The organism is Pseudomonas sp. FP2300 (assembly GCF_030687595.1).
GTDB lineage: Bacteria > Pseudomonadota > Gammaproteobacteria > Pseudomonadales > Pseudomonadaceae > Aquipseudomonas > Aquipseudomonas bijieensis.
In genome coordinates this window covers 4,629,316-4,650,751 of the sequence record NZ_CP117440.1, presented here as the reverse complement: position 1 = coordinate 4,650,751, position 21,436 = coordinate 4,629,316, and the positions used below count along the sequence as shown (strand labels likewise).

17 protein-coding genes are annotated in these 21,436 nt (G+C 62.7%); 10 read left to right on the top strand and 7 right to left on the bottom strand.

Going from position 1 to position 21,436, the window contains the following annotated elements; all coding sequences use genetic code 11:
* Positions 1-9: 9 nt before the first annotated feature.
* The gene (locus tag PSH86_RS20470; RefSeq protein ID WP_109754663.1) at positions 10-939 is read right to left on the bottom strand and encodes an alpha/beta fold hydrolase; all 930 of its coding nucleotides are present in this window, start codon (positions 937-939) and stop codon (positions 10-12) included.
* Positions 940-1,311: 372 nt separating this feature from the next.
* Between PSH86_RS20470 and PSH86_RS20465 the strand changes: the two genes are divergently transcribed.
* Positions 1,312-2,550: a M20/M25/M40 family metallo-hydrolase gene (locus PSH86_RS20465; protein ID WP_305484590.1), complete on the top strand. Its 1,239-nt coding sequence runs from the start codon at positions 1,312-1,314 to the stop codon at positions 2,548-2,550.
* Positions 2,551-2,650: 100 nt separating this feature from the next.
* On the opposite strand, the gene PSH86_RS20460 is transcribed toward PSH86_RS20465, so the two are convergent.
* From PSH86_RS20460 to PSH86_RS20450, 3 genes are all read right to left on the bottom strand, one after another.
* Positions 2,651-2,992, bottom strand: a complete 342-nt coding sequence (locus PSH86_RS20460; protein WP_109754665.1) for a DUF6124 family protein — start codon at positions 2,990-2,992, stop codon at positions 2,651-2,653.
* 496 nt (positions 2,993-3,488) lie between these two features.
* Complete coding sequence (locus PSH86_RS20455; RefSeq protein ID WP_370873825.1) at positions 3,489-4,814, bottom strand: substrate-binding domain-containing protein; 1,326 nt, start codon at positions 4,812-4,814, stop codon at positions 3,489-3,491.
* Between the two features lie 101 nt (positions 4,815-4,915).
* Complete coding sequence (locus PSH86_RS20450; protein ID WP_305484587.1) at positions 4,916-5,809, bottom strand: LysR family transcriptional regulator; 894 nt, start codon at positions 5,807-5,809, stop codon at positions 4,916-4,918.
* A 114-nt stretch (positions 5,810-5,923) separates the two neighbouring features.
* Here PSH86_RS20450 and PSH86_RS20445 point away from each other — a divergent pair, with 114 nt between their 5' ends.
* Together PSH86_RS20445 and PSH86_RS20440 are read left to right on the top strand one after the other, a co-directional pair.
* Complete coding sequence (locus PSH86_RS20445; protein ID WP_176689420.1) at positions 5,924-6,937, top strand: polysaccharide deacetylase family protein; 1,014 nt, start codon at positions 5,924-5,926, stop codon at positions 6,935-6,937.
* A gap of 66 nt (positions 6,938-7,003) precedes the next feature.
* Positions 7,004-7,555 (top strand): ester cyclase, encoded by a 552-nt coding sequence (locus PSH86_RS20440; protein WP_116832944.1) that lies wholly within the window; start codon positions 7,004-7,006, stop codon positions 7,553-7,555.
* A 39-nt stretch (positions 7,556-7,594) separates the two neighbouring features.
* On the opposite strand, the gene xthA is transcribed toward PSH86_RS20440, so the two are convergent.
* Complete coding sequence (gene xthA, locus PSH86_RS20435) at positions 7,595-8,407, bottom strand: exodeoxyribonuclease III (protein ID WP_109754667.1); 813 nt, start codon at positions 8,405-8,407, stop codon at positions 7,595-7,597.
* 177 nt (positions 8,408-8,584) lie between these two features.
* On the opposite strand from xthA, the gene PSH86_RS20430 reads away from it, so the two are divergent.
* The 7 genes from PSH86_RS20430 (at position 8,585) to PSH86_RS20400 (ending at position 19,801) form a co-directional block, all read left to right on the top strand.
* Complete coding sequence (locus PSH86_RS20430; RefSeq protein ID WP_109754668.1) at positions 8,585-9,229, top strand: N-acetyltransferase; 645 nt, start codon at positions 8,585-8,587, stop codon at positions 9,227-9,229.
* A gap of 65 nt (positions 9,230-9,294) precedes the next feature.
* The gene (locus PSH86_RS20425) at positions 9,295-11,022 is read left to right on the top strand and encodes an autotransporter assembly complex family protein (RefSeq protein WP_218950892.1); all 1,728 of its coding nucleotides are present in this window, start codon (positions 9,295-9,297) and stop codon (positions 11,020-11,022) included.
* Positions 11,019-14,693 (top strand): translocation/assembly module TamB domain-containing protein, encoded by a 3,675-nt coding sequence (locus PSH86_RS20420; RefSeq protein WP_305484580.1) that lies wholly within the window; start codon positions 11,019-11,021, stop codon positions 14,691-14,693. The genes PSH86_RS20425 and PSH86_RS20420 overlap by 4 nt, the downstream gene beginning before the upstream one ends.
* Positions 14,694-14,926: 233 nt before the next feature.
* Positions 14,927-15,400, top strand: coding sequence for a MarR family winged helix-turn-helix transcriptional regulator (locus tag PSH86_RS20415; protein WP_109754671.1), 474 nt, complete (start codon positions 14,927-14,929; stop codon positions 15,398-15,400).
* Positions 15,397-16,866: an efflux transporter outer membrane subunit gene (locus tag PSH86_RS20410; protein ID WP_109754672.1), complete on the top strand. Its 1,470-nt coding sequence runs from the start codon at positions 15,397-15,399 to the stop codon at positions 16,864-16,866. Before PSH86_RS20415 ends, PSH86_RS20410 begins: the two co-directional genes overlap by 4 nt.
* Positions 16,867-16,881: 15 nt before the next feature.
* Complete coding sequence (locus PSH86_RS20405; RefSeq protein ID WP_109754673.1) at positions 16,882-18,078, top strand: HlyD family efflux transporter periplasmic adaptor subunit; 1,197 nt, start codon at positions 16,882-16,884, stop codon at positions 18,076-18,078.
* 193 nt (positions 18,079-18,271) lie between these two features.
* Positions 18,272-19,801, top strand: a complete 1,530-nt coding sequence (locus PSH86_RS20400) for a DHA2 family efflux MFS transporter permease subunit (RefSeq protein ID WP_163857820.1) — start codon at positions 18,272-18,274, stop codon at positions 19,799-19,801.
* A gap of 158 nt (positions 19,802-19,959) precedes the next feature.
* Here the strand turns inward: PSH86_RS20400 and PSH86_RS20395 are convergent, their stop codons facing one another.
* Together PSH86_RS20395 and PSH86_RS20390 are read right to left on the bottom strand one after the other, a co-directional pair.
* The gene (locus PSH86_RS20395) at positions 19,960-20,709 is read right to left on the bottom strand and encodes a UDP-2,3-diacylglucosamine diphosphatase (protein ID WP_305484576.1); all 750 of its coding nucleotides are present in this window, start codon (positions 20,707-20,709) and stop codon (positions 19,960-19,962) included.
* Positions 20,706-21,209, bottom strand: a complete 504-nt coding sequence (locus PSH86_RS20390) for a peptidylprolyl isomerase (protein ID WP_305484574.1) — start codon at positions 21,207-21,209, stop codon at positions 20,706-20,708. The genes PSH86_RS20395 and PSH86_RS20390 overlap by 4 nt, the downstream gene beginning before the upstream one ends.
* Positions 21,210-21,436 lie beyond the last annotated feature (227 nt).

Here is a 21,436-nt window from a genome sequence, read left to right as displayed (position 1 = left end):
ACATTGCCGTCATTGCCCCAAGCCCTTGAGAAAATCCCGGTACAGCGCGGCGGTTTTCCCCGGTCGTTCGACCATGGGCATATGGCCGATGCCGTCCCAGATCTCCACCCGCAGGTCGGCGATGCCCTTGCTCCACACCGGCACGCTGCTCACGTCGATCAGCCGGTCCTTGCGGCCCCAGAGCAGCAAGGATGGCGCGCGGATGTCGGCCAGGCGCGGCTCCATCGGCGGGCTGGCGCGAAAGTCGACGAATATCTCCGCCAGTTCATCGCGGCGCTGTTCGTAACGTTCGGCCAACGCCGCCAGCACCACGCTGGGTACCCAGGGTGGGGAGGCCATGGTCATGGCGTAGAATGGCGCGAAATCATCCCGTGAGTCGACGAGGAACGGGTTATGCCCGGCGGCCAGGTGGCGCTCCATGTCGCTGGCCTGGGGAGCGGTGACGCCGGCCGGATCGATCAGCGCCAAGGTCAGTACGCGCTCGGGCGAAGTGGCCGCCAGCCAGGCGGCGAGGTAACCGCCCATGGAATTGCCGACCACATGGACCTTGTCCAGGCCACAGGCGTCGAGCAACTCGATCACCCGTCGGGCCTGGGTCGGGATGTCATAGCCGCCGCCGGCCTTGAAGCCGGTTTCGCCATGGCCGGCCAGGTCGGGCACCACCACCCTGTAGTCGCCGACAAAATGCCGGGCAAAACGCAGCCACAGATTCTTGTCGGCGCTGTAGCCATGCAGCATCAGGATGCTGCCGGACGCTTCATATGGCCCGCCTTGCCAGGTCGACACGGTCATCTCACTGATGGGGACGGTGATCTTGTGCAACCGGTAGAGCCGTGCCTCCAGCGCCGTGCCCATGTCGTACAGCACATGACCGATGCCTGGATACGTCAACCAGCTCCAGGCGATAAACACGGCAAGGACTACCCACAACACCAGCATGTTTTGCCCTCCATGGGTCAGGACAGAATGTGTTAAGTGAAGCTGAAACCCGGGCATATCGCGATGACAGGGCCGCTTTTGCTTTGATACCAACCATGACAGCCGCCTGATGAGTCATGTATAGCCAAGATCTGTGGCAGGGCGGGGCATTTGAAGAAGAATAAATACCCCTTCATTCACGGATGTCTATTGGGTGCTGCCCTGATAGACGCCAGGCAACCCCGCTGACCTGGGAAGCTCGCGATGCAGAGGTTTCCAGGCAAAGCCACTTGCGGCCACGGGGCTGAGATGGCCACCTGCTGTCTAGAGCCTTGGGTCATTGTCGGGTAGGGTGCCTGTGGCACTCTTTCGATACGGAACAAGGATGAAATCATGACGATTACCGCTCTTCGCACTCGCCTGGCCGTCAGTCTCGGCCTGAGCCTGGCCCTTGGCGCCTTCGCCCCCATGGCCTTTGCGCAGCCCCACCAGCAAGTCCTGGCCGATGCCGAGCAATACAAGGGCGAAGCCCTGAAGCTGTTGGAACGGCTGGTGAATATCGACTCCGGCTCCGGGTATGTACCGGGGCTGAGCCAGGTCGGTGACATTGCCATCGACGAATTGAAGAAGCTGGGCGCCACCATCGAGAAGGTGCCGAATTCGGACGGTACCCAGCACATCCTGGCGACCCTCAAGGGCACCGGCAAGGCGAAGATCCTGCTGATGGCCCACATGGACACGGTGTTCAAGGAAGGCTCGGCCGCCGAGCGTCCGTTTCACATCAAGGACGGTCGCGCCTATGGGCCGGGGGTGATGGACGACAAGGGCGGCATCGTCGCCGGTATCTACGCGTTGAAGATCCTCAAGAACCTCGACTTCAAGAATTACGCGCAGATCACCTTCCTGCTGGATGCCAGCGAAGAAACCGGCTCGGACGTGGCCACCGACCTGATCAAGAAAACCGCTAAGGCCCATGACGTGACCCTCAACCTGGAACCGGGTCGCCCGGCTGATGGCTTGGTGGTTTGGCGCAAGGGCAGTGCCACCGCGCTGGTGGAGGTCAAGGGCAAGGCGTCCCACGCCGGTGTCGCGCCGGAACTGGGGCGTAATGCGGCGATGGAAGCCGCGCACCAGATCCTGCAGCTGGGCAAGCTCGGCGACGCGGAAAAGAAAACCACCATCAACTTCACCGTGCTCCAGGCTGGCGACCGGACCAACGTGATCCCCGACCGGGCCAGCGCCAAGGCTGACGTGCGGGCGGCGGTGCCGGAGGAGTTCGACCGCATCGAAAAAGACCTGGCGCGGGTGTCGCAGGACAAATTGATCGCCGACACCGAAGTCACCACCAGCCTCAAGCGCGGCCTGCCACCGATGCCGCAGACGGCGGAGTCGGATCGATTGATGGCCATGGCCCAAGGGATCTATGGCGAACTGGGGCGCAAACTCACCGAAGAAGGCAGCGGCGGCGCGGCGGATGCCAGCTTGTCGGCCGGGGTGGGTACGCCGACGCTGGATGGTTTTGGCATTGTCGGTGGCAACATCCATACGCCGGAGGAATACGCGGAGGTTGAGAGCGTAGTGCCAAGGATTTATCTGTTGTCGCGGATGATCATGGAGTTGGCGGGGCGCTAATAGTCAACCAGGCACAAACCGTCGGGGCAAAGGCAAACCTGTTGTGGGAGCAAGCTTTGCTCCCACAGGCCTCTGGTGTGCTCCAGAGGCGGTGAGTCGGTTAGCGCGGGTCGATGTTATCCAGCGCCCGGTTCGCCAGCAATCCGCTCAGTTCGATCAACTGCTGGATGCCCAGGGCAATGTGGCGCCTCGGGCCTTCCAGGTCGAAGGCCAGATTGCTGACCATGGCATTGGCCGAGGCCAGGTTTTCACTGAGATTGGCGAGCAGGGATTCGGTGTCGACGCCGTTGACGACCGTGAAGAGTTGGCTTGGATCAGGCTCGGGTTTGTCGGGTTTGGGTTTGAGGTAGTAGTCGAGGGCGCGGTCAGCGGCTTCGTCGAATTCTTTTGAGTTGTGGGTCGTTGGATCGGAATCCGGCGGGTTGGGTGTTGCTTTGAACATGGATGACACTCCTTGGTAATTGGAGCCGCAACCTTTTGCTACCAAACATTGGGTGGCGGCTATACGCAGGTTGGTAGACCGGGTACCAAGGCAAACCCAGCGCGCCACAAGGGCGCCCCGCGCACAGCCGCCATAATAAATATGCCGGAGCTGTGCGCCTTAGTTTTACCCGGGCTACCAAACCCGATCGCTGATTCGTCAGCGACCGGAAAACGATAGGGCCGAGCCTCCAGGCGCACAAGCCGGCGGATTCTGGCGTAGTTGTAGGCAATGGCGCAAGGTGAAGCAGTTCGGTCTTACGCCGAGGCTAATGCGATAAACATCCAGACTTTTGTGGCGAGGGAGCTTGCTCCCGCTCGGCTGCGCAGCAGTCGTAAAACCGGCTGGCGCGGTGTCGCTGGAAAACCGCGTCAGGCCATTTGGGGCCGCTGCGCGACCCAGCGGGAGCAAGCTCCCTCGCCACAAAAAGCGGGTTCGTCTTTTGATGGCGGCGTTGCTAGTAAACCCAAACCTCCACCCGCCGATTCCTGATCCGCCCTCCATCTTCATTATTGGCCGCCACCGGCATCAGCGCGCCGAAGCCGCGCACTTCGCGCAGGGTCACGCCGTACTTGACCAGTTCACGTCGCACCGCCATGGCCCGCAGTTTGGATAAAAGATCCGCCCGTGCCGGGTCGTCCTTGGCGTCACCGAAACCCACCAGCGTCACGCGCCGCTCGGTCTTGCCGTGCTTCTGGATATAGTCGAGCACCCGGCCCAGATCCTGATGAGCCTTGTTGTCGAGGTTGGCACTGCCTTCTTCGAAGCGAAAATTTACGCTCAGGCGTTGGGCATGACGACTCAGGGCCTGGTAACCCTCGGGCATCAGTGCATTGGGGGTGACGGCCATGGCCTGGACGGTCTGGGCGATGAACCCATTGGCCGCGACGATGGCCTGGCCCTGGTCGCTTTGGGTGAACTCGACCAGCGCCGTGGCCCAGGGGTTGGTTTCCCGAGGGGGCAGGTAGAAGAACAGCCGGCGGGACAAGGGATAGTCTTCGGTGGCGATCAGGTGGTTCAACGGCAACATGGGTTGCGAGTCGCCGTCGACAATCGCCAGCGCCTTGGCCTGGCGTATGTAGGGCAGACCGATGAAACCGATGCCTTGCGGGTCCTGGCTGACCGCGTCGGACAACTGTTCGCTGGATTCGAAGCGCCGCGCTGAAAGATCCAGCCGTTTTCCCTGGCGGCTGAGCACCAGTTCCTTGAAGGTATCGTAGGTGCCGGATTGTTCATCGCGGGCATACAGATGAATCGGCCCGCCAGTGCCGCCCACTGCCTCCCAGGTTTTCGCCTCGCCACTGAATATCCGTGCCAGTTGCAGGGTATCGAGCTGACGTAGCGGGTTCTGCGGATGAAGGATGATCGCCAGGCCGTCGATGGCAATGACCTGCTCGGCGGTAGGACTTTTCAGATCGCCGAGGGACGCGAGTTCCTTCAGCTCGCTGTCCTTGATCGGGCGGGACGAGGCGGCCAGGTCGGCGCTGGCCTGCCTGAGGGCAGCGAACCCGGTGCTGGAGCCGTGGGCGGCAATGTCGATCTCGACCCGTCGGCCATCGGTGGTCTGGCCGACGATTCGTTGTTCGTTGTCCCGGCCGGTGATTTCGCTACTGACCCTGCGCAGCCCCTGATCCTCCATCAACCCCCTGACCAGTGCCGGCCCCAGCGCCGCACCGATGGTATTGGAGCCCTGGAGGCGCAGGGCCGGGCCGGACGCAGGAAGGGGCAGGCCAGGCGCGGGCTCACGCTCGGCGCAGAACGCCAACGGCAGCCACAACGCCATTATCCAGACCACGCACAGCCGCATGCCGCCACCTTCAGATCCCAGGGAAGTGCCGGGAGAATAAGTCAGGCAGATGACTGAACGATGACAGGGTGGTTGCGCTAGGCCTCGCTCGCCGCCAGCCCGGCCACCAGGCATTCGATCAAGGCGCGCACGCGCCGGGGCTGGATGCGGGCGGTCGGGTAGACGATCTGCAGCAGCGTGTTGCCGGCGGTGAAGTCCGGGAGCAATTCCACCAGCCGTCCGCTCTTGAGATCGTCGCGTACGTCCCAGATCGACTTGAGGCTGATGCCATGTCCCTCCAGGCACCATTGCCGCACCAGGCCGCCGTCGTTGGCGATTCGCCGGCCCTGGACCATCACCCGATGCACCTCGCCGTCCCGGCTGAATGTCCATTCCCGCGCGGTGTTGATGCCCAGGCGCATCACCAGGCATTCGTGCCGGGCCAGTTCGCAGGGATGCGTTGGCGTGCCATGTCGCGCCAGGTAAGTGGGGGCGGCACAGACCACGCGACGATTCTCTCCCAACGGCCTGGCCCGCAGTGAGCTATCGGCCAGGGCACCGTAGCGAATGGCGAAATCGAACCCCTGGCTGACCAGGTCCACATAGCCATCGCCCAGATTCAGATCGAGGCTGACATCAGGGTGCTCGTCGAGAAAGCGCGACAGGATCGGCTCGATGTACTGGCGGCCCAGGTCTTGCGGGGCACTCAGGCGAATCGGCCCGCTGAGGGCTTGGGTACCGGTGCGGATGCTGCTGTGCAACTCGCCGGCCTCGGCCAGCAAGCGCCGGGCGCCTTCGACCAGAATCCTGCCTTCGTCGGTCAGGCTGATCGCCCGCGTGGTGCGATTGAGCAGGCTGGCACCGTAATAGGTTTCCAGGAGGGCAAGCCGCTCCGAGACCGAGGCCGGGGACAACCCTACCTCTCGACCGGCAGCAGACAAGCCACCTTTTTCAACGATGAGCAGAAAGAGCTCGAGATTCTTCAGGAACATTGTTCGGAAGTTCCGAAATGTATTTTCGTAAGTTGATCAATTATCAGGAAAACCCGCAAGGCATACCTTAGCGCCTCAGACGATCACACCGCAGCGTTTCCCAGGAGTTCTGCCATGGCCATCCCCGAAGCAGCCGATGTCACTCACAATCCCGAACGCAGGACTTTCCTGGCCCAGGCAAGTGCTGGCGCGGCGCTGTTGGCCGTAGGCGACCTGCTGACGACGGGCTCGGCGCAGGCTGGCGTCTTGGCAAAAGCCGCCGGCGTTTCCAAGGGGGGCTTCTGGCCGGGCGACACGCGCTTGGTCATTTCGATTTCCATGCAATTCGAAGCGGGCGGACAGCCGCCTAAAGGCACTGACAGTCCGTTTCCCGCGGTCGACTTCCCGGACAGTGTGCCTAGCGATCCGGCAACCAATACCTGGTTTGCCTACGGCTATCGGGAAGGCATCCCACGCTTGCTGGATCTGTGGGACCGCCATGGCGTCAAGGTCACCTCCCACATGATCGGCGAAGCGGCGCGGCGCCAACCGGCCCTGGCACGGGAGATCGTCACTCGCGGTCACGAGGCGGCCGGGCACGGGCCGCGCTGGAGTTCGCAATTTGCAATGAGTCGGGACGAGGAACGCACGTTCCTGCGCCAGGCCGCGCAGATGGTCCAGGAGGTCACCGGGCAGCCAGTCACCGGCTACAACTGCAACTGGCTGCGCCGGGGACCCAATACCCTGGGGTTGTTGCAAGAGTTGGGCTACCTCTATCACATCGATGACGTCAGCCGCGATGAACCCTTCATCGAAGCGGTCAACGGCAAGGATTTCGTCGTGGTCCCCTACACGTTGCGCAACAACGACATCGTGCTGATCGAAGGCCGGCATTACTCGCCCCAGGTTTTCCTGGAGCAAGTGAAGCTCGATTTCGACCAGCTCTACGAAGAAGCCGGCACGCGGCGGCGAATGATGTCCATCAGTGCCCACGACCGCATCAGCGGCACGCCACAAATGGTGCGGGTCTGGGATGAGTTCCTGCGTTACGCCAAAAGCCATCCGGGCGTGGCGTTTATGCGCAAGGACGACATTGCCCGCTACACCCTTGCCAGCCCGCTGTCCTTGCGGGAGTCCGAAACCCTCTGAAACCTGTTCCATAACCCCGGGCCGCACGGTGTTGTCCGGCCCTTGATCGACCCGAAGGAATCCATCATGTCGTTCTCATCCCTTGCCATGCCCGGCGGCCTGCGCCTGGCCGGTTTTTTCCTGAGCCTGGGCCTGTCGCTGGGGGCTTCGGCCGCCACCGATGCGCTCGTGCAACCTCAAAGCCTGATTGTCGACCGCAGCCTGTCCGAGCAGCAGGCGACATCGATGATCCTGGCGGCGCGGCGCTATGACACGTTCTGGCACACCGGCGACGAAGCGCTGGCCCGCGAAGCCTTGGCGTCGAGTTTCATCGATAAGACCCCTCCGGCCGGGCGCAAGCAGGGCCCGGAAGGCCCGTTGCTGGCGTCGCGGGCTTTCCGCACTGCCGTGCCGGATCTCAGCTGCGTCGTGGAGCAGATGCTGGTGGCGGGGGATCGGGTGGTGGTGCACCTGCGCTTTCGCGGGCATTTCACCGGGACCTTCGACCAGCTCAAGGGCCAGGGCCAGCCGGTGGAGTTCATTGCGACGGATATCTACCAGGTCGACCAGGGCAAGATCGTCGCCAACTGGCACATCGAGGACAACCTGACCCTGTTCAAGCAACTGGGTACGCTGTGACAGGACGGCTCGCCATTGCGGCGAGCCGTTTCTTGCCGGTCAGCTCAACTGCAGCCAGATCGGCGCGTGGTCCGACGGTTTTTCCATGCCCCGCAGCTCATAGTCCACCCCGGCGTCCTTGACCCGTGGCAGCAGGCCGTGGGAGGTGAGGATCAGGTCGATGCGCAGGCCGCGCTTGGGCTCGTCTTCGAACCCGCGGCTGCGGTAGTCGAACCAGCTGAAGCGGTCGGTGACGTCCGGGTTCAGGTGGCGGAAGCTGTCCACCAGGCCCCAGTTTTTCAGGCGGGCCATCCACTCGCGTTCTTCCGGCAGGAAGCTGCATTTGCCGGTCTTCAGCCAGCGCTTCATGTTGTCCGGGCCGATGCCGATGTCGCAGTCTTCCGGGGAAATGTTCACGTCACCCATCACCACCAGCGGCTGATCGTTGCTGAAGCGGCTTTCCAGCAGTTGCTGCAAATCGCTGTAGAAACGCTCCTTGGCCGGGAATTTGGTCGGGTGGTCGCGGCTTTCACCTTGTGGGAAATAGCCGTTCATGATGGTCACCGGTACGCCGTTGGCATCGGCGAAGGTGCCCCAGATGAAGCGCCGCTGGGCGTCCTCGTCGTCGCCCTCGAAGCCTTTGTACAGGCTCAGCGGCGCCTGGCGGGAGAGCAGGGCGACGCCGTAGTGGCCTTTTTGTCCGTGGTAATGCACGTGGTAACCCAGGGCCTGGATTTCGGCCAGGGGGAACTGTTCGTCGTGGACCTTGGTTTCCTGCAGCCCGATCACATCCGGCTGGTGCTTCTCGATCAGCGCCGCCAGCTGATGGGGACGGGCGCGCAGCCCGTTGATGTTGAAGGAGACGATCTTCATGGTCGGCTGTCCTGGCAAAACTGCGATGCTAGCTGACATGTGGGAAGGGAGCCAGCGTGGCAGTAGGACAAATGCGCTGCTAATGTCCTGTGGGTGTAGGAACGATCGCAACCCAATCGGGTTCGTACTCAATAAGAGCTGGGCCTCACCGAGCCTCGCCCCAGGAGATCCAACGCCATGCCTGAAACCGCCATCGCCGACGTCCATATGCTCGACAGTGGTTATTCCCGTGAAGCCCGTTCGTTGTTGTACCAGGCCTATCGCCATGAGCCGACCTTCAGCTACCTGTTCGAATCCGAGCGTCCAGGTTATGAACAGCGGGTCCGGGCCACGGTGCGTGAGTTGGTCAAGCAGCATTTTCTCCAGGACCTGCCGGCCATTGGCCTGCTGGTCAACGACCGCCTGATCGGCATCGCCCTGATCGCCCCGCCGCAGCGACGCCTGGGTATCACCGAAAGTTGGGCCTGGCGTCTGCGCATGGTCTTGAGCACCGGTTTTCGCTGCACCCGACGCTACTTGGAATACCACGCGGCGGTGTTGGCCTGCCTGCCTTCGGATGCAGTGCATGTACTGCCGCTACTGGGGGTGCACCCACAGTTCCAGGGCAAACATTTCGGTGAACAGTTGCTTGAGGCGGTCCATAACTGGTGTGCGGTGGACGAGCATTCCCAAGGCGTGGTGCTGGACACCGGCAACCCGCGTTACCTTGAGTTCTATAAGCGCCAGGGTTACGAGGAAATTGGTGAAGTTGCTGTAGGACCGATCCGCGAGCATGTGTTCTTCCACGCCAACCCGCAGGTTCTGCAAAGCGCAACGGCATAGTCGGCCGAACTTTTGCGAAATGTCCGGCTCTATCAGGCACCTACGCTCGTGATAGCATCCGCGCCATGAACCTCCCAGGAAGAATGACCGGTGGCGCGCTTTTGCTGTCCCTCAGCTGCGCGGCACTGGCAAACAGTGAGTTGGAAGTACGAGTCCAGCCGTCCAACGATGAACTCAAGGCCAACGTAGAAGGTTACATCGGTGGCTTGGGGGATCGTGACGAGGAGGCCTTGCTGCGCTTCAGTCGCGGCGCCGAGGAGCAGGCGCGCAAGGCCGCCCAGGCGCTGGGCTACTACCAGCCGCAGATCGACAGTGAGGTCAAGGGCGGCAAGGACCCACGCCTGGTGCTGACCATCGACCCGGGCGAGCCTGTGCACTTGCGCAATGTCACCGTGCGCATCGATGGCCCGGCGGCGTCGCTCAAAGCCTTTCGCGTGCCCAGCAACGCCGCCCTCAAGCCTGGCGCGGTGCTCAACCATGGTCGCTATGAAGATGCCAAGCGAGTGATCCAGAACCAGGCCTCGCGCTATGGTTTTTTCAGCGGACGCTTTACCCGGCAGAAACTCTTGGTGGACCCCCAGGCAGGCATCGCCGACATTGAACTGATCTACGACAGCGGCCCGCGCTATGCCTTGGGCCCGGTGCGCTTCGAGGGCGACACGCCGTTCGACGAAGAGCTGCTACAGCGCATGGTGCCGTTCAAGGCCGGCACGGCGTACGACTCTGAACTCATCGCAGAGCTCAACCAGGCCCTGCAATCGAGCGGCTATTTCGAAGGCGTGCGCGTGGATGCCGCGCCCACCGCCGCCACCGATAACGTGATCCCGGTGGCGGTCAAGCTCGACACGCGCAAGCCGCGGACCATGGGCCTGGGCCTGGGTTTTTCCACCGACGTCGGCCCGCGGGCGAAAGCCAACTGGACGCGCCACTGGGTCAACCCCCAGGGCCATAGCTATGGCTGGGAAGCGGAAGTGTCGGCGCCCCGGCAGAACGTCGGCCTGTGGTACGACGTGCCGCTGGACCCGCCGCTGACCGACAAGATGCGCTACGCCGGCGGTTATCAATATGAAGAACTGGCCGGCACCGACAGCCTCAGCAAACTGCTGACCGTGGGCCCGGAATGGCACAGCAAGTTGCCCAGTGGCTGGCAGCGGGTGGTGTCGCTCAAATGGCAGCGCGAGGAGTACCGCCTCGGTGACGATGCGGGCCTGAGCACACTGTTGATGCCGGGCGTGAGCTATTCCTACCTGCGCAGCGACAACCGCATCGATCCGCACAACGGCTACCGCTTGCAGTTCGACACCAAGGTCGCCAAGGAGGGCCTTGGTTCGGACAACAACCTTTTATATGGCACCGCCATGGTCAAGGGCCTAACCACAGTGTTCGACAAGCATCGGCTGCTGGCTCGGGCGCAGATCGGCGGCAGCGCCACCAATGGCTACAGATCCATCCCGCCGTCCCTGCGCTTTTTCGCCGGTGGCGACCAGAGCGTGCGCGGTTATGACTACCAGAGCCTGTCGCCGGAAAACTCCGAGGGCGACCGTATTGGCGGCCGCTACATGGTCGCTGGTAGCCTCGAATACCAGTATTCAATCGCGGAAAAATGGCGGCTGGCGACGTTCGTCGACCAGGGCAACTCGTTTAACAGCCTTGAACTGCCGAGCCTCAAGACCGGCGTGGGTGTTGGCGTGCGCTGGGTATCGCCGGTGGGCCCGATCCGCCTCGACCTGGCCCATGCGATGGACGACGACGGCGGTATCCGATTGCACTTTTCCATGGGGCCTGAGTTGTGAAGCGTGGTGTGAAAATAACGCTGCTGGCGGTTGCCGGGGTGTTGCTGGCACTGGTGCTGGCCTTGAGCGTTGTGTTGGGCACGGCATTCGGCAGCCGTTGGGCCCTCGGCCTGGTGCCGGGGCTGAGCGTGGAGAATTTCCAGGGCCGCCTGGGCGGGCAGTGGAGCGCCGATCACCTGTTGTGGCAGCAGGACGCCAGTCGCGTGGAGGTGGATCGGCTGATATTCGCCTGGTCGCCGCTGTGCCTGGCACGCATGACCCTCTGCATCGAACAGCTCAAGGCTGACCAGGTCGCCTTGCAATTGCCAGCCTCTGCCGATGAACCGAGCAGCGGCCCGATCAGCTTGCCGGACCTGGACTTGCCGCTCGCTATCGAACTGGGCGATGTGCAGGTCGGCAGCCTGTCGTTCAACGGCAGCGAGCAGCTCAAAGGCCTGCAATTGGTTGCCCATTGGACCGCCGAGGGCCTGCAGATCGATTCGGTGCAATTGCAGCGCGACGAGTTGAGCCTGAAACTGTCCGGCTTGCTGAAGCCGGGCGGCGACTGGCCGTTGAACGCCGAGGGCCGGTTGACCTTGCCAGCGCCGGGCGCCACGCCCTGGGCCCTGGACCTGAAAGTCGACGGCAACCTGCTCAAGACCCTCAACCTCAAGGCCGGCAGCAGCGGTTACCTGCAAGGCCAGTTGACCGGTGAACTGCAACCGTTGGCGGACAACCTGCCGGCCAAGGTGCGTATCACCGCCGACGGCTTCAGGGCGAGTGCCGATCTGCCAGACACTTTGTTGCTCAACCAACTGGAATTGACCGGCGAAGGCGACCTGAAAAATGGCTATCGACTGCTCGGCAAGGCGACATTGCCCGCCGAGAAAGGGCCGGTGGCGTTGTTGCTGCAAGGCAGCGTGGACGCCAATGGCGCACAGATCGCCGGCCTGGATCTTGATGCCGGCGATCAGCGAAGCCTGAAACTCAGCGGGCAATTGGACTGGCGCGAAGGCCTGCGCGCCGAGGCGAAAGTCGCCTGGCTGGATTTCCCCTGGCATCGCCTCTATCCGCTGATCGACGAGCCGCAGGTGACATTGCGCAGCTTCGACGGCGAAGTCTCCTACACCGATGGCAAATACCTGGGCAACTTTCAGGCCGCACTGGACGGCCCCGCCGGGGCCTTCAGCCTGGACAGCCCGTTCAGCGGCGATCTGAGGCAAATCCATTTGCCGCAACTCAAGCTCGCGGCGGGGCAGGGCAAGGCCGAAGGGCACCTGAGCCTGCAATTTGCCGATGGCATTGCCTGGGACACGGCGCTGCAACTGTCGGCCATCAACCCGGCGTACTGGCTGGGCGAATTGCCTGGGACCCTGGCCGGGCCGTTGCGCAGCAAAGGGGCGATGAAGAACGACCATCTCGAGCTCGATGCGGACCTGGATCTCAAGGGCAAGTTGCGTGGCCAACCGGCGCTGTTCCAGGCCAAGGCCAGCGGCGCCGGCGAGCAGTGGAACCTCAGCGCCCTGGACATCCGCCTGGGGGACAACCGCATCAACGGCACCGGCAGCTTGCAAGAAAAACTCACTGGCCAGATCGATATCAAACTCTCGCGCCTGGCCCAACTGTGGCCGCAATTGCGCGGCCAAGTCGTCGGCCGTGTCGATGTGGCCGGCACGCTCAAGGCGCCCCAAGGCAAGCTCGGCCTGCAAGGCACGCAACTGGCGTTGCAGGACAATCGCCTGCAAAGCCTGAACCTCGATGCGACGCTCGACAGCGCCCAGCGCGGCAAGCTCGATCTCAAGGCCAGCGGCATCCGCGTCGGCGAGACTTCGCTGGGCGTGCTGACCGTCAGCGGGCAGGGCGACATCAAGCAACAAAAGCTCAACCTGGACCTGCAAGGGCCACAGCTCGACACCACCCTGGCGCTCGATGGCACGCTCGACCAGGGCAATTGGCGCGGACGCCTGGCCAGTGGCGACGTGGAGGCTGGCGGTCAAGCCTGGCGCCTGCAAGCCCCGGCGAAACTGGAGCGCCTGGCAGATGGCACGCTCAACGTCGGTGCTCATTGCTGGCGTTCTGGCGAGGCCAGCCTGTGCGGTGAAGATCAGCGGCTGATGCCGGAACCGAAGCTGCGTTATCACCTCAAGCAATTCCCCATCGAAAGCCTGGCCCAGTGGATGCCCAAGGATTTTGCCTGGCAGGGCCGGCTCAACGCGGACCTGCAACTGGACTTGCCGGCCAGCGGCCCGAATGGCCGGATCCTGGTGGACGCCAGCGGCGGTACTTTAAGGATCCGCGACAAGGAGCAATGGCTGGACTTTCCATACCAGACCCTGACGCTCAACAGTCGCCTGACCCCCAGGCGCATCGACACCGACCTGAATTTTGTCGGCGCCAGGCTCGGCGAACTGATGCTCCAGGCGCAGATCAACCCGCTACCGGCCAGCAAGCCCCTGAGCGGTTCGTTCCGCCTGAGCGGCCTGGACCTGTCGGTGGCCCGGCCGTTCGTGCCGATGGTGGAAACCCTCACCGGGCATCTGAGTGGCAGCGGGACCCTGGCCGGTGGTTTGCTCGCGCCCCAGGTCAACGGCAACCTGCTGCTCAGCGACGGCGAGGTGTCTGGCCCGGAACTGCCGGTCAGCCTTGAGGCCTTGCAGGTGCGGGCGATGATTGCCGGCGAAACGATACGGCTCGACGGCGACTGGAAAAGTGGCAAGAGCGGGCAGGGCCGCTTGAGTGGCACTGTCGGTTGGGGCGACGCCCTGACCATGAACCTGGCCCTCAAGGGCTCGCAACTGCCGGTCACCGTCGAGCCCTATGCGGTGCTCGACGTGGCGCCGGACCTCAATATCACGATGCACGGCGATCAGCTTTCCATTGCCGGCAAGGTGCTGGTGCCCAAAGGTGAGATCACCATCCGCGAACTGCCGCCGTCCACCGTCAAGGTTTCCGATGACACCGTGATCGTCGGCCACCAGACCGAGGAGGGCAAGCCGCCGCTGGCCATGGCGATGGACATTGATGTGATCGTCGGCCAGGACAAACTCGCGTTCTCGGGGTTCGGCCTGACGGCCAATGTGCAAGGCCAGGTTCACATCGGCGACAACATGGATACCCGCGGCGAGCTCTGGCTCAACGACGGTCGCTATCGCGCCTACGGGCAACGATTGACGGTGCGCCGGGCGCGACTGCTGTTCGCCGGCCCCATCGACCAGCCCTACCTGGACATCGAAGCGATCCGCCAGACCGACGACGTGATCGCCGGCATCCGCTTGAGCGGCAGCGCCGAGCAACCGACCACGCAAATCTTCTCGGAGCCGGCCATGAGTCAGGAGCAGGCGTTGTCCTACCTGGTGCTGGGCCGACCGCTGAGCACCACCGGCGAGGACAACAACATGCTCGCCCAAGCGGCGCTGGGCCTGGGCTTGATGGGCAGTTCGGGGGTGACCAGCAGCCTGGCCAACAACCTGGGCATCGAGGATTTCCAGCTCGACACCCAGGGCAGCGGCAATGCCACCAGCGTGGTCGCCAGCGGCAACCTGTCGGAAAAGCTCAGCCTGCGCTACGGCGTCGGCGTGTTCGAACCGGCCAATACCATCGCCCTGCGCTACAAGCTCAGCAAGAAGGTCTACCTCGAAGCCGCCAGCGGCGTGGCCAGCTCGCTGGACATCTTCTACAAGCGCGATTTCTAAACCCTCCCTGAATCCTCCATGTCCAATGTGGGAGCGAGCCTGCTCGCGATAGCGCAGTGACATTCAGCATCTTCGTTGACTGACACACCGCTATTCGCGAGCAGGCTCGCTCCCACATTTTTATCTGCGTTTGTCTGTTAGTGCATAGCAACCTAACTATTTGATTGACATTCGCTGCCTAAGCAGTAATATCTCGACATACATTCACTGCCTAGGCAGCAAACGGTGGTCAGATGAAGCACTTCACCCCAGACAACTTCCACAATTGCCATCTCGGCATGCTGCTCGGCCGCACCGCGTTGCTCAAGGACCGAATCATCGATACCCACATGGAACCTGTCGGCATCACCGCCGCGCAGTTCAAGGTATTGATCATCATGGCCCAGTACGGCATCGAGACACCGGCCGAGCTGTGTCGCTACCTGTCCCTGGACAGCGGCTCGATGACGCGGATGCTCGATCGCCTGGAGCAGAAAGGTTTCCTGGCCCGCGAACGTTCCGCCCAGGATCGCCGGCAAGTGCGCCTGGTGCTGACCGAAGCCGGCCAGGCCCTCGCCGATCGCCTGCCGTTTATCGGTGCCGAGGCCATGAACCAGTTGGCCAGCGCCATCAGCCCCGAGGAATTGCAAACCCTCGAACAGATCCTCAAGAAAATTCTGCTCGCCGCCGGTGACCCCATTACCGTGTCGCGACTGGGGGAAAAATGAAGCGTAAAACCTTGCGTACCCGATTAAGCCTGGTGGTCTTGGCCATGAGCCTGGCCGGTTGTGCCAGCTACAGCGGCTTGAAGACCGAAGGCGTCAGCCTCGAGGCCCAGAGCCTCAAGGCCGGGCAATCCCTGAACGGTGTCACGCTGTCACCGGCCGCGTGGCCGAAAAGCGATTGGTGGAAAAGCCTTGGCGACCCGCAACTCGATGGCCTGATCCGGGAAGCCTTGCGCGATAGCCCGGACATGCAGATCGCCAGCGCCCGGGTGCATCAGGCCAGTGCTGCCGCCTATGCCGCCAACGCGGCGCGCATGCCGACCCTGGATGCCAGCGGCGGCGTCAGCCGTTCGCGCCTGTCCCGTGACCAGGACCCGCAAGGGCTGGGTGAGGCGTATAGCACCCTGCGCACGCTGGGTGTGGATTTCAATTACACCTTCGACCTCTGGGGCGGCCAGCGTGCTGCCTGGGAAGCCGCCCTGGGCCAGGCCCGCGCCGCCGAGATCGATCGCCAGGCCGCGCAACTGACCTTGGCCGCCGACGTGGCCCGGGCCTACAGCGACCTGGGCCAGGCCCACATCATTTATGACCTGGCCACCGAGGACCTCAAGCGCACCCGACAGATGCTCGACCTGAGCAAGCGTCGCCTCACTGCCGGGATCGACAGCGAATATCAGTTCCAGCAGACCGAAAGCCTGGAAGCCAGCGCCGATGCCTCCCGGATCGATGCGGAGAAACGCCTGCAAAGCGCCAAGATCGCCCTGGCGGTCTTGCTCGGCAAGGGCCCGGACCGCGGCAATGAAATCGCCCGGCCCAATGTGCTGCAAGCCAGCGCGGTCGCCTTGCCGTCGAACCTGCCCGCCGAGTTGCTTGGGCGGCGTCCGGACTTGGTCGCGGCGCGTTGGCGGGTCGAGGCGGCGAGCAAGGACATCGAGGCCGGCAAGACCAACTTCTATCCCAATCTCAACCTGAGTGCGGCGGCCGGGACACGCTCGCTGCTGGGTGATGCGATGTTCGGCTCGGCCAGCCGCTTCTTCAATGTGGCGCCGACGGTGTCGTTGCCGATCTTCGATGGCGGCCGCTTGCGGGCCGACCTGGATGCCCGGGACGCCGATTACGACCTGGCGGTGGCGCAATACAACAAAAGCCTGGTCACGGCCCTTGGCGATGTCAGCGACACCATCAACCAGTTGCGCGATATCGCCCGGCAAATCGGTGCCCAGCAGCATGCCACCGATATCGCCCAGAGTTCCTACGACACGGTGGTCCAGCGCTACGGCTCGGGTATCGGTAATTACCTGGACGTGCTGAGCATCGAGCAGCAATTGCTCCAGGCCCAGCGCCAACTGGCGAACCTGAATGCCGAGCAGATCGATTTGTCGATTCAACTGATGCAGGCCCTGGGTGGTGGTTTCGAGGCCCAGACCCTGGCGGCGGCCACCCCGGCCTCTGCTACGCCGAATAACTGATTCGAGGTACTTGTCATGGCTACTGCCGAAACGACTCAATCCGAACATGCGCAAGACAGCAACCCACGCAAGCGCAAGGTCATGCTGGTGACGCTGACGCTGCTGGTCATTCTCTCGGGCCTGGGCGTCTGGGCCTGGCACGAACTGTATGGTCGCTGGAGCGAAAGCACCGACGATGCCTATGTGAACGGCAACGTGGTGGAAATCACACCGCAAGTCACCGGCACCGTGGTGAGCATCGGTGCCGACGACGGCGACCTGGTGCGTGAAGGCCAGGTGCTGGTGCAGTTCGACCCGAACGATGCTGAAGTCGGGCTGCAAAGTGCCCAGGCCAACCTGGCCCGGACCGTGCGCCAGGTGCGTGGCTTGTACAGCAACGTCGATGGCATGCGGGCGCAAGTCAATGCCCAAGAGGCCGAAGTGCAGAAGGCCCAGGAAAACTACAGTCGACGCAAGAACCTGGCGGCTGGCGGGGCGATTTCCCAGGAAGAACTGTCTCACGCCCGGGATGACCTGACTTCGGCACAGAACGCCTTGGCCAATGCCCGGCAACAACTCAAGACCACCAGCGCCCTGGTGGACGATACCGTGGTGTCGTCCCATCCCGACGTGCAATCCGCCGCCGCGCAATTGCGCCAGGCCTTCCTGGCCAACGCCCGCAGCACCTTGATTGCACCGGTCACCGGTTATGTCGCCAAACGCACCGTGCAACTGGGCCAACGGGTGCAGCCAGGCACGGCGTTGATGGCGGTGATCCCGCTGGATCAGCTGTGGATCGATGCCAACTTCAAGGAAACCCAACTGCGCGACATGCGCATCGGCCAGCCGGTGGACATCGAGGCCGACCTGTACGGCAGCGATGTGAAGTACAGCGGCACCATCGACAGCCTCGGCGCCGGCACCGGCAGCGCGTTTGCCTTGCTGCCGGCACAGAACGCCACGGGTAACTGGATCAAGATCGTCCAGCGGGTGCCGGTGCGCATTCATGTCAATGCCCAGGAGCTGGCCGAGCATCCGCTGCGGATCGGCCTGTCGACCCTGGTCAGCGTCAATCTGCGCGACCAGAGCGGCCCGGTACTGGCCCAGCAGCCACCGCAGAAAGCCTCGTTCAGCACCCAGGTCTATGACCGGCAACTGGCCGATGCCGACGCGATGATCTCGCGGCTGATTCACGAAAACAGCGCGGTTGCGAGCAAGACTGCCCAGCGCTGATCACCCTGTGGGAGCCGAGCTTGCTCGCGATAGCGGCATGGCAGGCAACAAAGATATTGGCTGTAAGGGCCCCATCGCGAGCAAGCTCGGCTCCCACAGGTTTTGTGTTTTGTTCAATGGTTCAGGTAGTCCTGGAACCTGTGGGAGCAAGGCTTGCCCGCGATTCACCACCGTCGCTTCATAGGATTTCGCAATGAGCAATAACGCGTCTTTCACGCCGCCCAGCCTGTTGCTCAGCACCATCGGGCTGTCGCTGGCGACGTTCATGCAAGTGCTCGACACCACCATTGCCAACGTCGCCTTGCCGACCATTTCCGGCAACCTGGGCGTCAGTTCGGAGCAGGGCACCTGGGTCATCACCTCGTTCGCGGTGAGCAACGCCATTGCCTTGCCGCTCACCGGCTGGTTGAGCCGACGGTTTGGCGAGGTGAAGCTGTTTTTGTGGGCGACGATGCTGTTCGTGCTCGCTTCGTTCTTGTGTGGCATTTCCACTTCGATGCCAGAACTGATTGGTTTTCGCGTACTTCAGGGGCTGGTCGCCGGACCGTTGTACCCGATGACCCAGACCTTGCTGATCGCGGTGTATCCGCCGGCCAGGCGCGGCATGGCCCTGGCCTTGCTGGCGATGGTCACGGTGGTGGCGCCGATTGCCGGGCCGATCCTCGGTGGCTGGATCACCGACAGCTACAGCTGGCCGTGGATCTTTTTCATCAACGTGCCCATCGGGGTCTTCGCGGCGATGGTGGTGCAACAACAGCTCAAGGCGCGGCCGGTGGTCACCAGCCATCAACCGATGGACTACGTAGGGCTGATCACGCTGATCATCGGGGTCGGCGCGCTCCAGGTGATCCTCGACAAAGGCAACGACCTGGACTGGTTCGAATCGAACTTCATCATCATCGGAGCACTGATTTCGCTCATTGCCCTGGCGGTGTTCGTGATCTGGGAAATGACTGACCGCCATCCGGTGGTCAATCTGCGGCTGTTCGCCTACCGCAACTTTCGCATCGGCACCATTGTGCTGGTGGGGGGCTACGCCGGGTTCTTCGGCATCAACCTGATCCTGCCGCAGTGGTTGCAGACCCAGATGGGCTACACCGCGACCTGGGCCGGGCTGGCAGTGGCGCCCATCGGTATCCTGCCGGTGCTGATGTCGCCCTTCGTCGGCAAGTACGCCCACCGGTTCGACCTGCGTGTGTTGGCCGGGCTGGCGTTCCTGGCCATCGGCCTGAGCTGCTTCATGCGCGCCGGGTTTACCAATGAGGTGGATTTCCAGCACATCGCGATGGTGCAGTTGTTCATGGGCATCGGTGTGGCGCTGTTCTTCATGCCGACCCTGAGTATCCTGATGTCGGACCTGCCGCCGCACCAGATTGCCGACGGTGCCGGGCTGGCGACGTTCCTGCGGACCCTGGGTGGCAGCTTCGCCGCGTCCCTGACCACCTGGATCTGGATCCGTCGGGCCGACCAGCACCATGCCTACCTGAGCGAACACATCAGCGCCTACGAGCCGACCACCCGTGAGGCACTCAACCAGCTCGGCGGCGCGAGTGCCCCGGCCTATGCCCAGCTCGACCAGATCCTCACCAGCCAGGCATACATGCTCTCCACCGTGGATTACTTCACGCTGCTGGGATGGGGGTTCATGGGCTTGATCGTGCTGGTGTGGCTGGCGAAGCCGCCGTTCGCGGCGAAGGCGGGGCCTGCGTCGGCGGGGCATTGATTCAGAAGTGAAATGCAATCCAATGTGGGAGCGGGCTTGTGGGAGCAAGGCTTGCCCGCGATGCGGGCGACACGGTTCAACTGCAAGACCGTGTCATCGTTCATCGCGAGCAAGCTTTGCTCCCACAGGCCTACTCCCACAATGGACAGCTGCGCGCTTCAGTTGCCTGGCAACGCCAACTGCGCATTGCCAAAACCAAACGGCGCCAACGCAAACCCTTGCTCATCCACCTGCAACGCCCAGCCTTGCTTGTCCCAATCCCCCAGCACGATGCGTCTCGCTGCGTGTTCGCCCAGTTGCAGCTTGTGGATGGCGGGGCGGTGGGTGTGGCCGTGGATCAGGGTCTTCACGCCGTACTCCTGCATGATCCGCGGGATCTCTTCGGGCGTGACGTCGACGATGTCATTGGCTTTCATGCGTGTCTGCGTGCGGCTTTCGCTGCGCAGTTTGCGCGCCAGTTTCTGGCGACTGCCCAGCGGCAGGTGGCGCAGGATGAACAGCGTGATCGGGTTGCGCAGCCAGCGCCGCAGCTTCATGTAGCCTTCGTCGCGGGTGCAGAGGCTGTCGCCGTGCATGAGCAGCACCGGCTCGCCGTTGAACTGCACGACACTCGGGTCCTTGAGCAGGGTGCAGCCGGCCGCTTTGCAAAAGGCCTGCCCCAGCATGAAGTCGCGATTGCCGTGCATCAGGAAGATGGCCGTGCCGCTGTCGCTCAATTCGCGCAGGGCCTGGCAGATGGAACGCTGGAACGGCGTCATGGCATCGTCGCCGATCCAGGCTTCGAAAAAGTCGCCCAGGATGTACAACGCTTGCGCCGAGCGGGCGCGTGTGGCGAGTAAATCCAGAAACGCCCGGGTGATGTCCGGGCGCTCCTCTTCCAGATGCAAATCTGAAATCAGCAGTATCACTCAATGATCTCGGCTTTCTCGATGATCACGTCTTCTGCCGGGACGTCCTGGTGGCCGGCCTTGGACGTGGTGGCGACGCCCTTGATCTTGTCGACCACGTCGGTGCCTTCGATCACTTCACCGAATACCGCATAGCCCCAACCCTGTACGGTCTTGGCGCTGTGATTCAGGAAGCTGTTGTCGGCCACGTTGATGAAGAACTGCGCGGAGGCCGAATGCGGCTCCATGGTACGGGCCATGGCAACGCTGTACTTTTTGTTCGGCAGGCCGTTGTCGGCTTCGTTCTGAATGCTTGGGCGCTTGTCTTTCTTTTCTTTCATGCCTGGCTCGAAACCGCCGCCCTGGATCATGAAGTTGCCGATGACACGGTGGAAAACGGTGTTTTCGTAGTGGCCGGCTTCGACGTATTCAACGAAGTTCTTAACGGTGATCGGTGCTTTCTCGGCGTTCAGTTCCAGGACGATGTCGCCGTGGTTGGTGGTCAGTTTGACTTGGGTCATGATCGCTACTCTTTCAAGGAATTCGTGGGTTTCGGGGCTTCACTGCCCGCCACCGGTCTGGCTGCAATCGGCCAGGTTGGGCAGTTTAGCGCGCCAGGCACGAATTTCGAGGCTGTTTTTCATCTGGTCGTCGATTAAATTCAATCGTTTACCGACCTGGCCTGTCAGGTGCTTGACAGCATCGGCTATGATACGGGCTTTGATTTATCAGGCCGCACCCGGCCGCG

What these genes read in the sequence shown, in the direction of transcription:
- PSH86_RS20470 (WP_109754663.1), bottom strand. Translation starts at nt 939, where the DNA reads ATGCTGGTGTTGTGGGTAGTCCTTGCCGTGTTTATCGCCTGGAGCTGG.
- PSH86_RS20465 (WP_305484590.1), top strand. Translation starts at nt 1,312, where the DNA reads ATGACGATTACCGCTCTTCGCACTCGCCTGGCCGTCAGTCTCGGCCTG.
- PSH86_RS20460 (WP_109754665.1), bottom strand. Translation starts at nt 2,992, where the DNA reads ATGTTCAAAGCAACACCCAACCCGCCGGATTCCGATCCAACGACCCAC.
- PSH86_RS20455 (WP_370873825.1), bottom strand. Translation starts at nt 4,814, where the DNA reads ATGGCGTTGTGGCTGCCGTTGGCGTTCTGCGCCGAGCGTGAGCCCGCG.
- PSH86_RS20450 (WP_305484587.1), bottom strand. Translation starts at nt 5,809, where the DNA reads ATGTTCCTGAAGAATCTCGAGCTCTTTCTGCTCATCGTTGAAAAAGGT.
- PSH86_RS20445 (WP_176689420.1), top strand. Translation starts at nt 5,924, where the DNA reads ATGGCCATCCCCGAAGCAGCCGATGTCACTCACAATCCCGAACGCAGG.
- PSH86_RS20440 (WP_116832944.1), top strand. Translation starts at nt 7,004, where the DNA reads ATGTCGTTCTCATCCCTTGCCATGCCCGGCGGCCTGCGCCTGGCCGGT.
- xthA (WP_109754667.1), bottom strand. Translation starts at nt 8,407, where the DNA reads ATGAAGATCGTCTCCTTCAACATCAACGGGCTGCGCGCCCGTCCCCAT.
- PSH86_RS20430 (WP_109754668.1), top strand. Translation starts at nt 8,585, where the DNA reads ATGCCTGAAACCGCCATCGCCGACGTCCATATGCTCGACAGTGGTTAT.
- PSH86_RS20425 (WP_218950892.1), top strand. Translation starts at nt 9,295, where the DNA reads ATGAACCTCCCAGGAAGAATGACCGGTGGCGCGCTTTTGCTGTCCCTC.
- PSH86_RS20415 (WP_109754671.1), top strand. Translation starts at nt 14,927, where the DNA reads ATGAAGCACTTCACCCCAGACAACTTCCACAATTGCCATCTCGGCATG.
- PSH86_RS20410 (WP_109754672.1), top strand. Translation starts at nt 15,397, where the DNA reads ATGAAGCGTAAAACCTTGCGTACCCGATTAAGCCTGGTGGTCTTGGCC.
- PSH86_RS20405 (WP_109754673.1), top strand. Translation starts at nt 16,882, where the DNA reads ATGGCTACTGCCGAAACGACTCAATCCGAACATGCGCAAGACAGCAAC.
- PSH86_RS20400 (WP_163857820.1), top strand. Translation starts at nt 18,272, where the DNA reads ATGAGCAATAACGCGTCTTTCACGCCGCCCAGCCTGTTGCTCAGCACC.
- PSH86_RS20390 (WP_305484574.1), bottom strand. Translation starts at nt 21,209, where the DNA reads ATGACCCAAGTCAAACTGACCACCAACCACGGCGACATCGTCCTGGAA.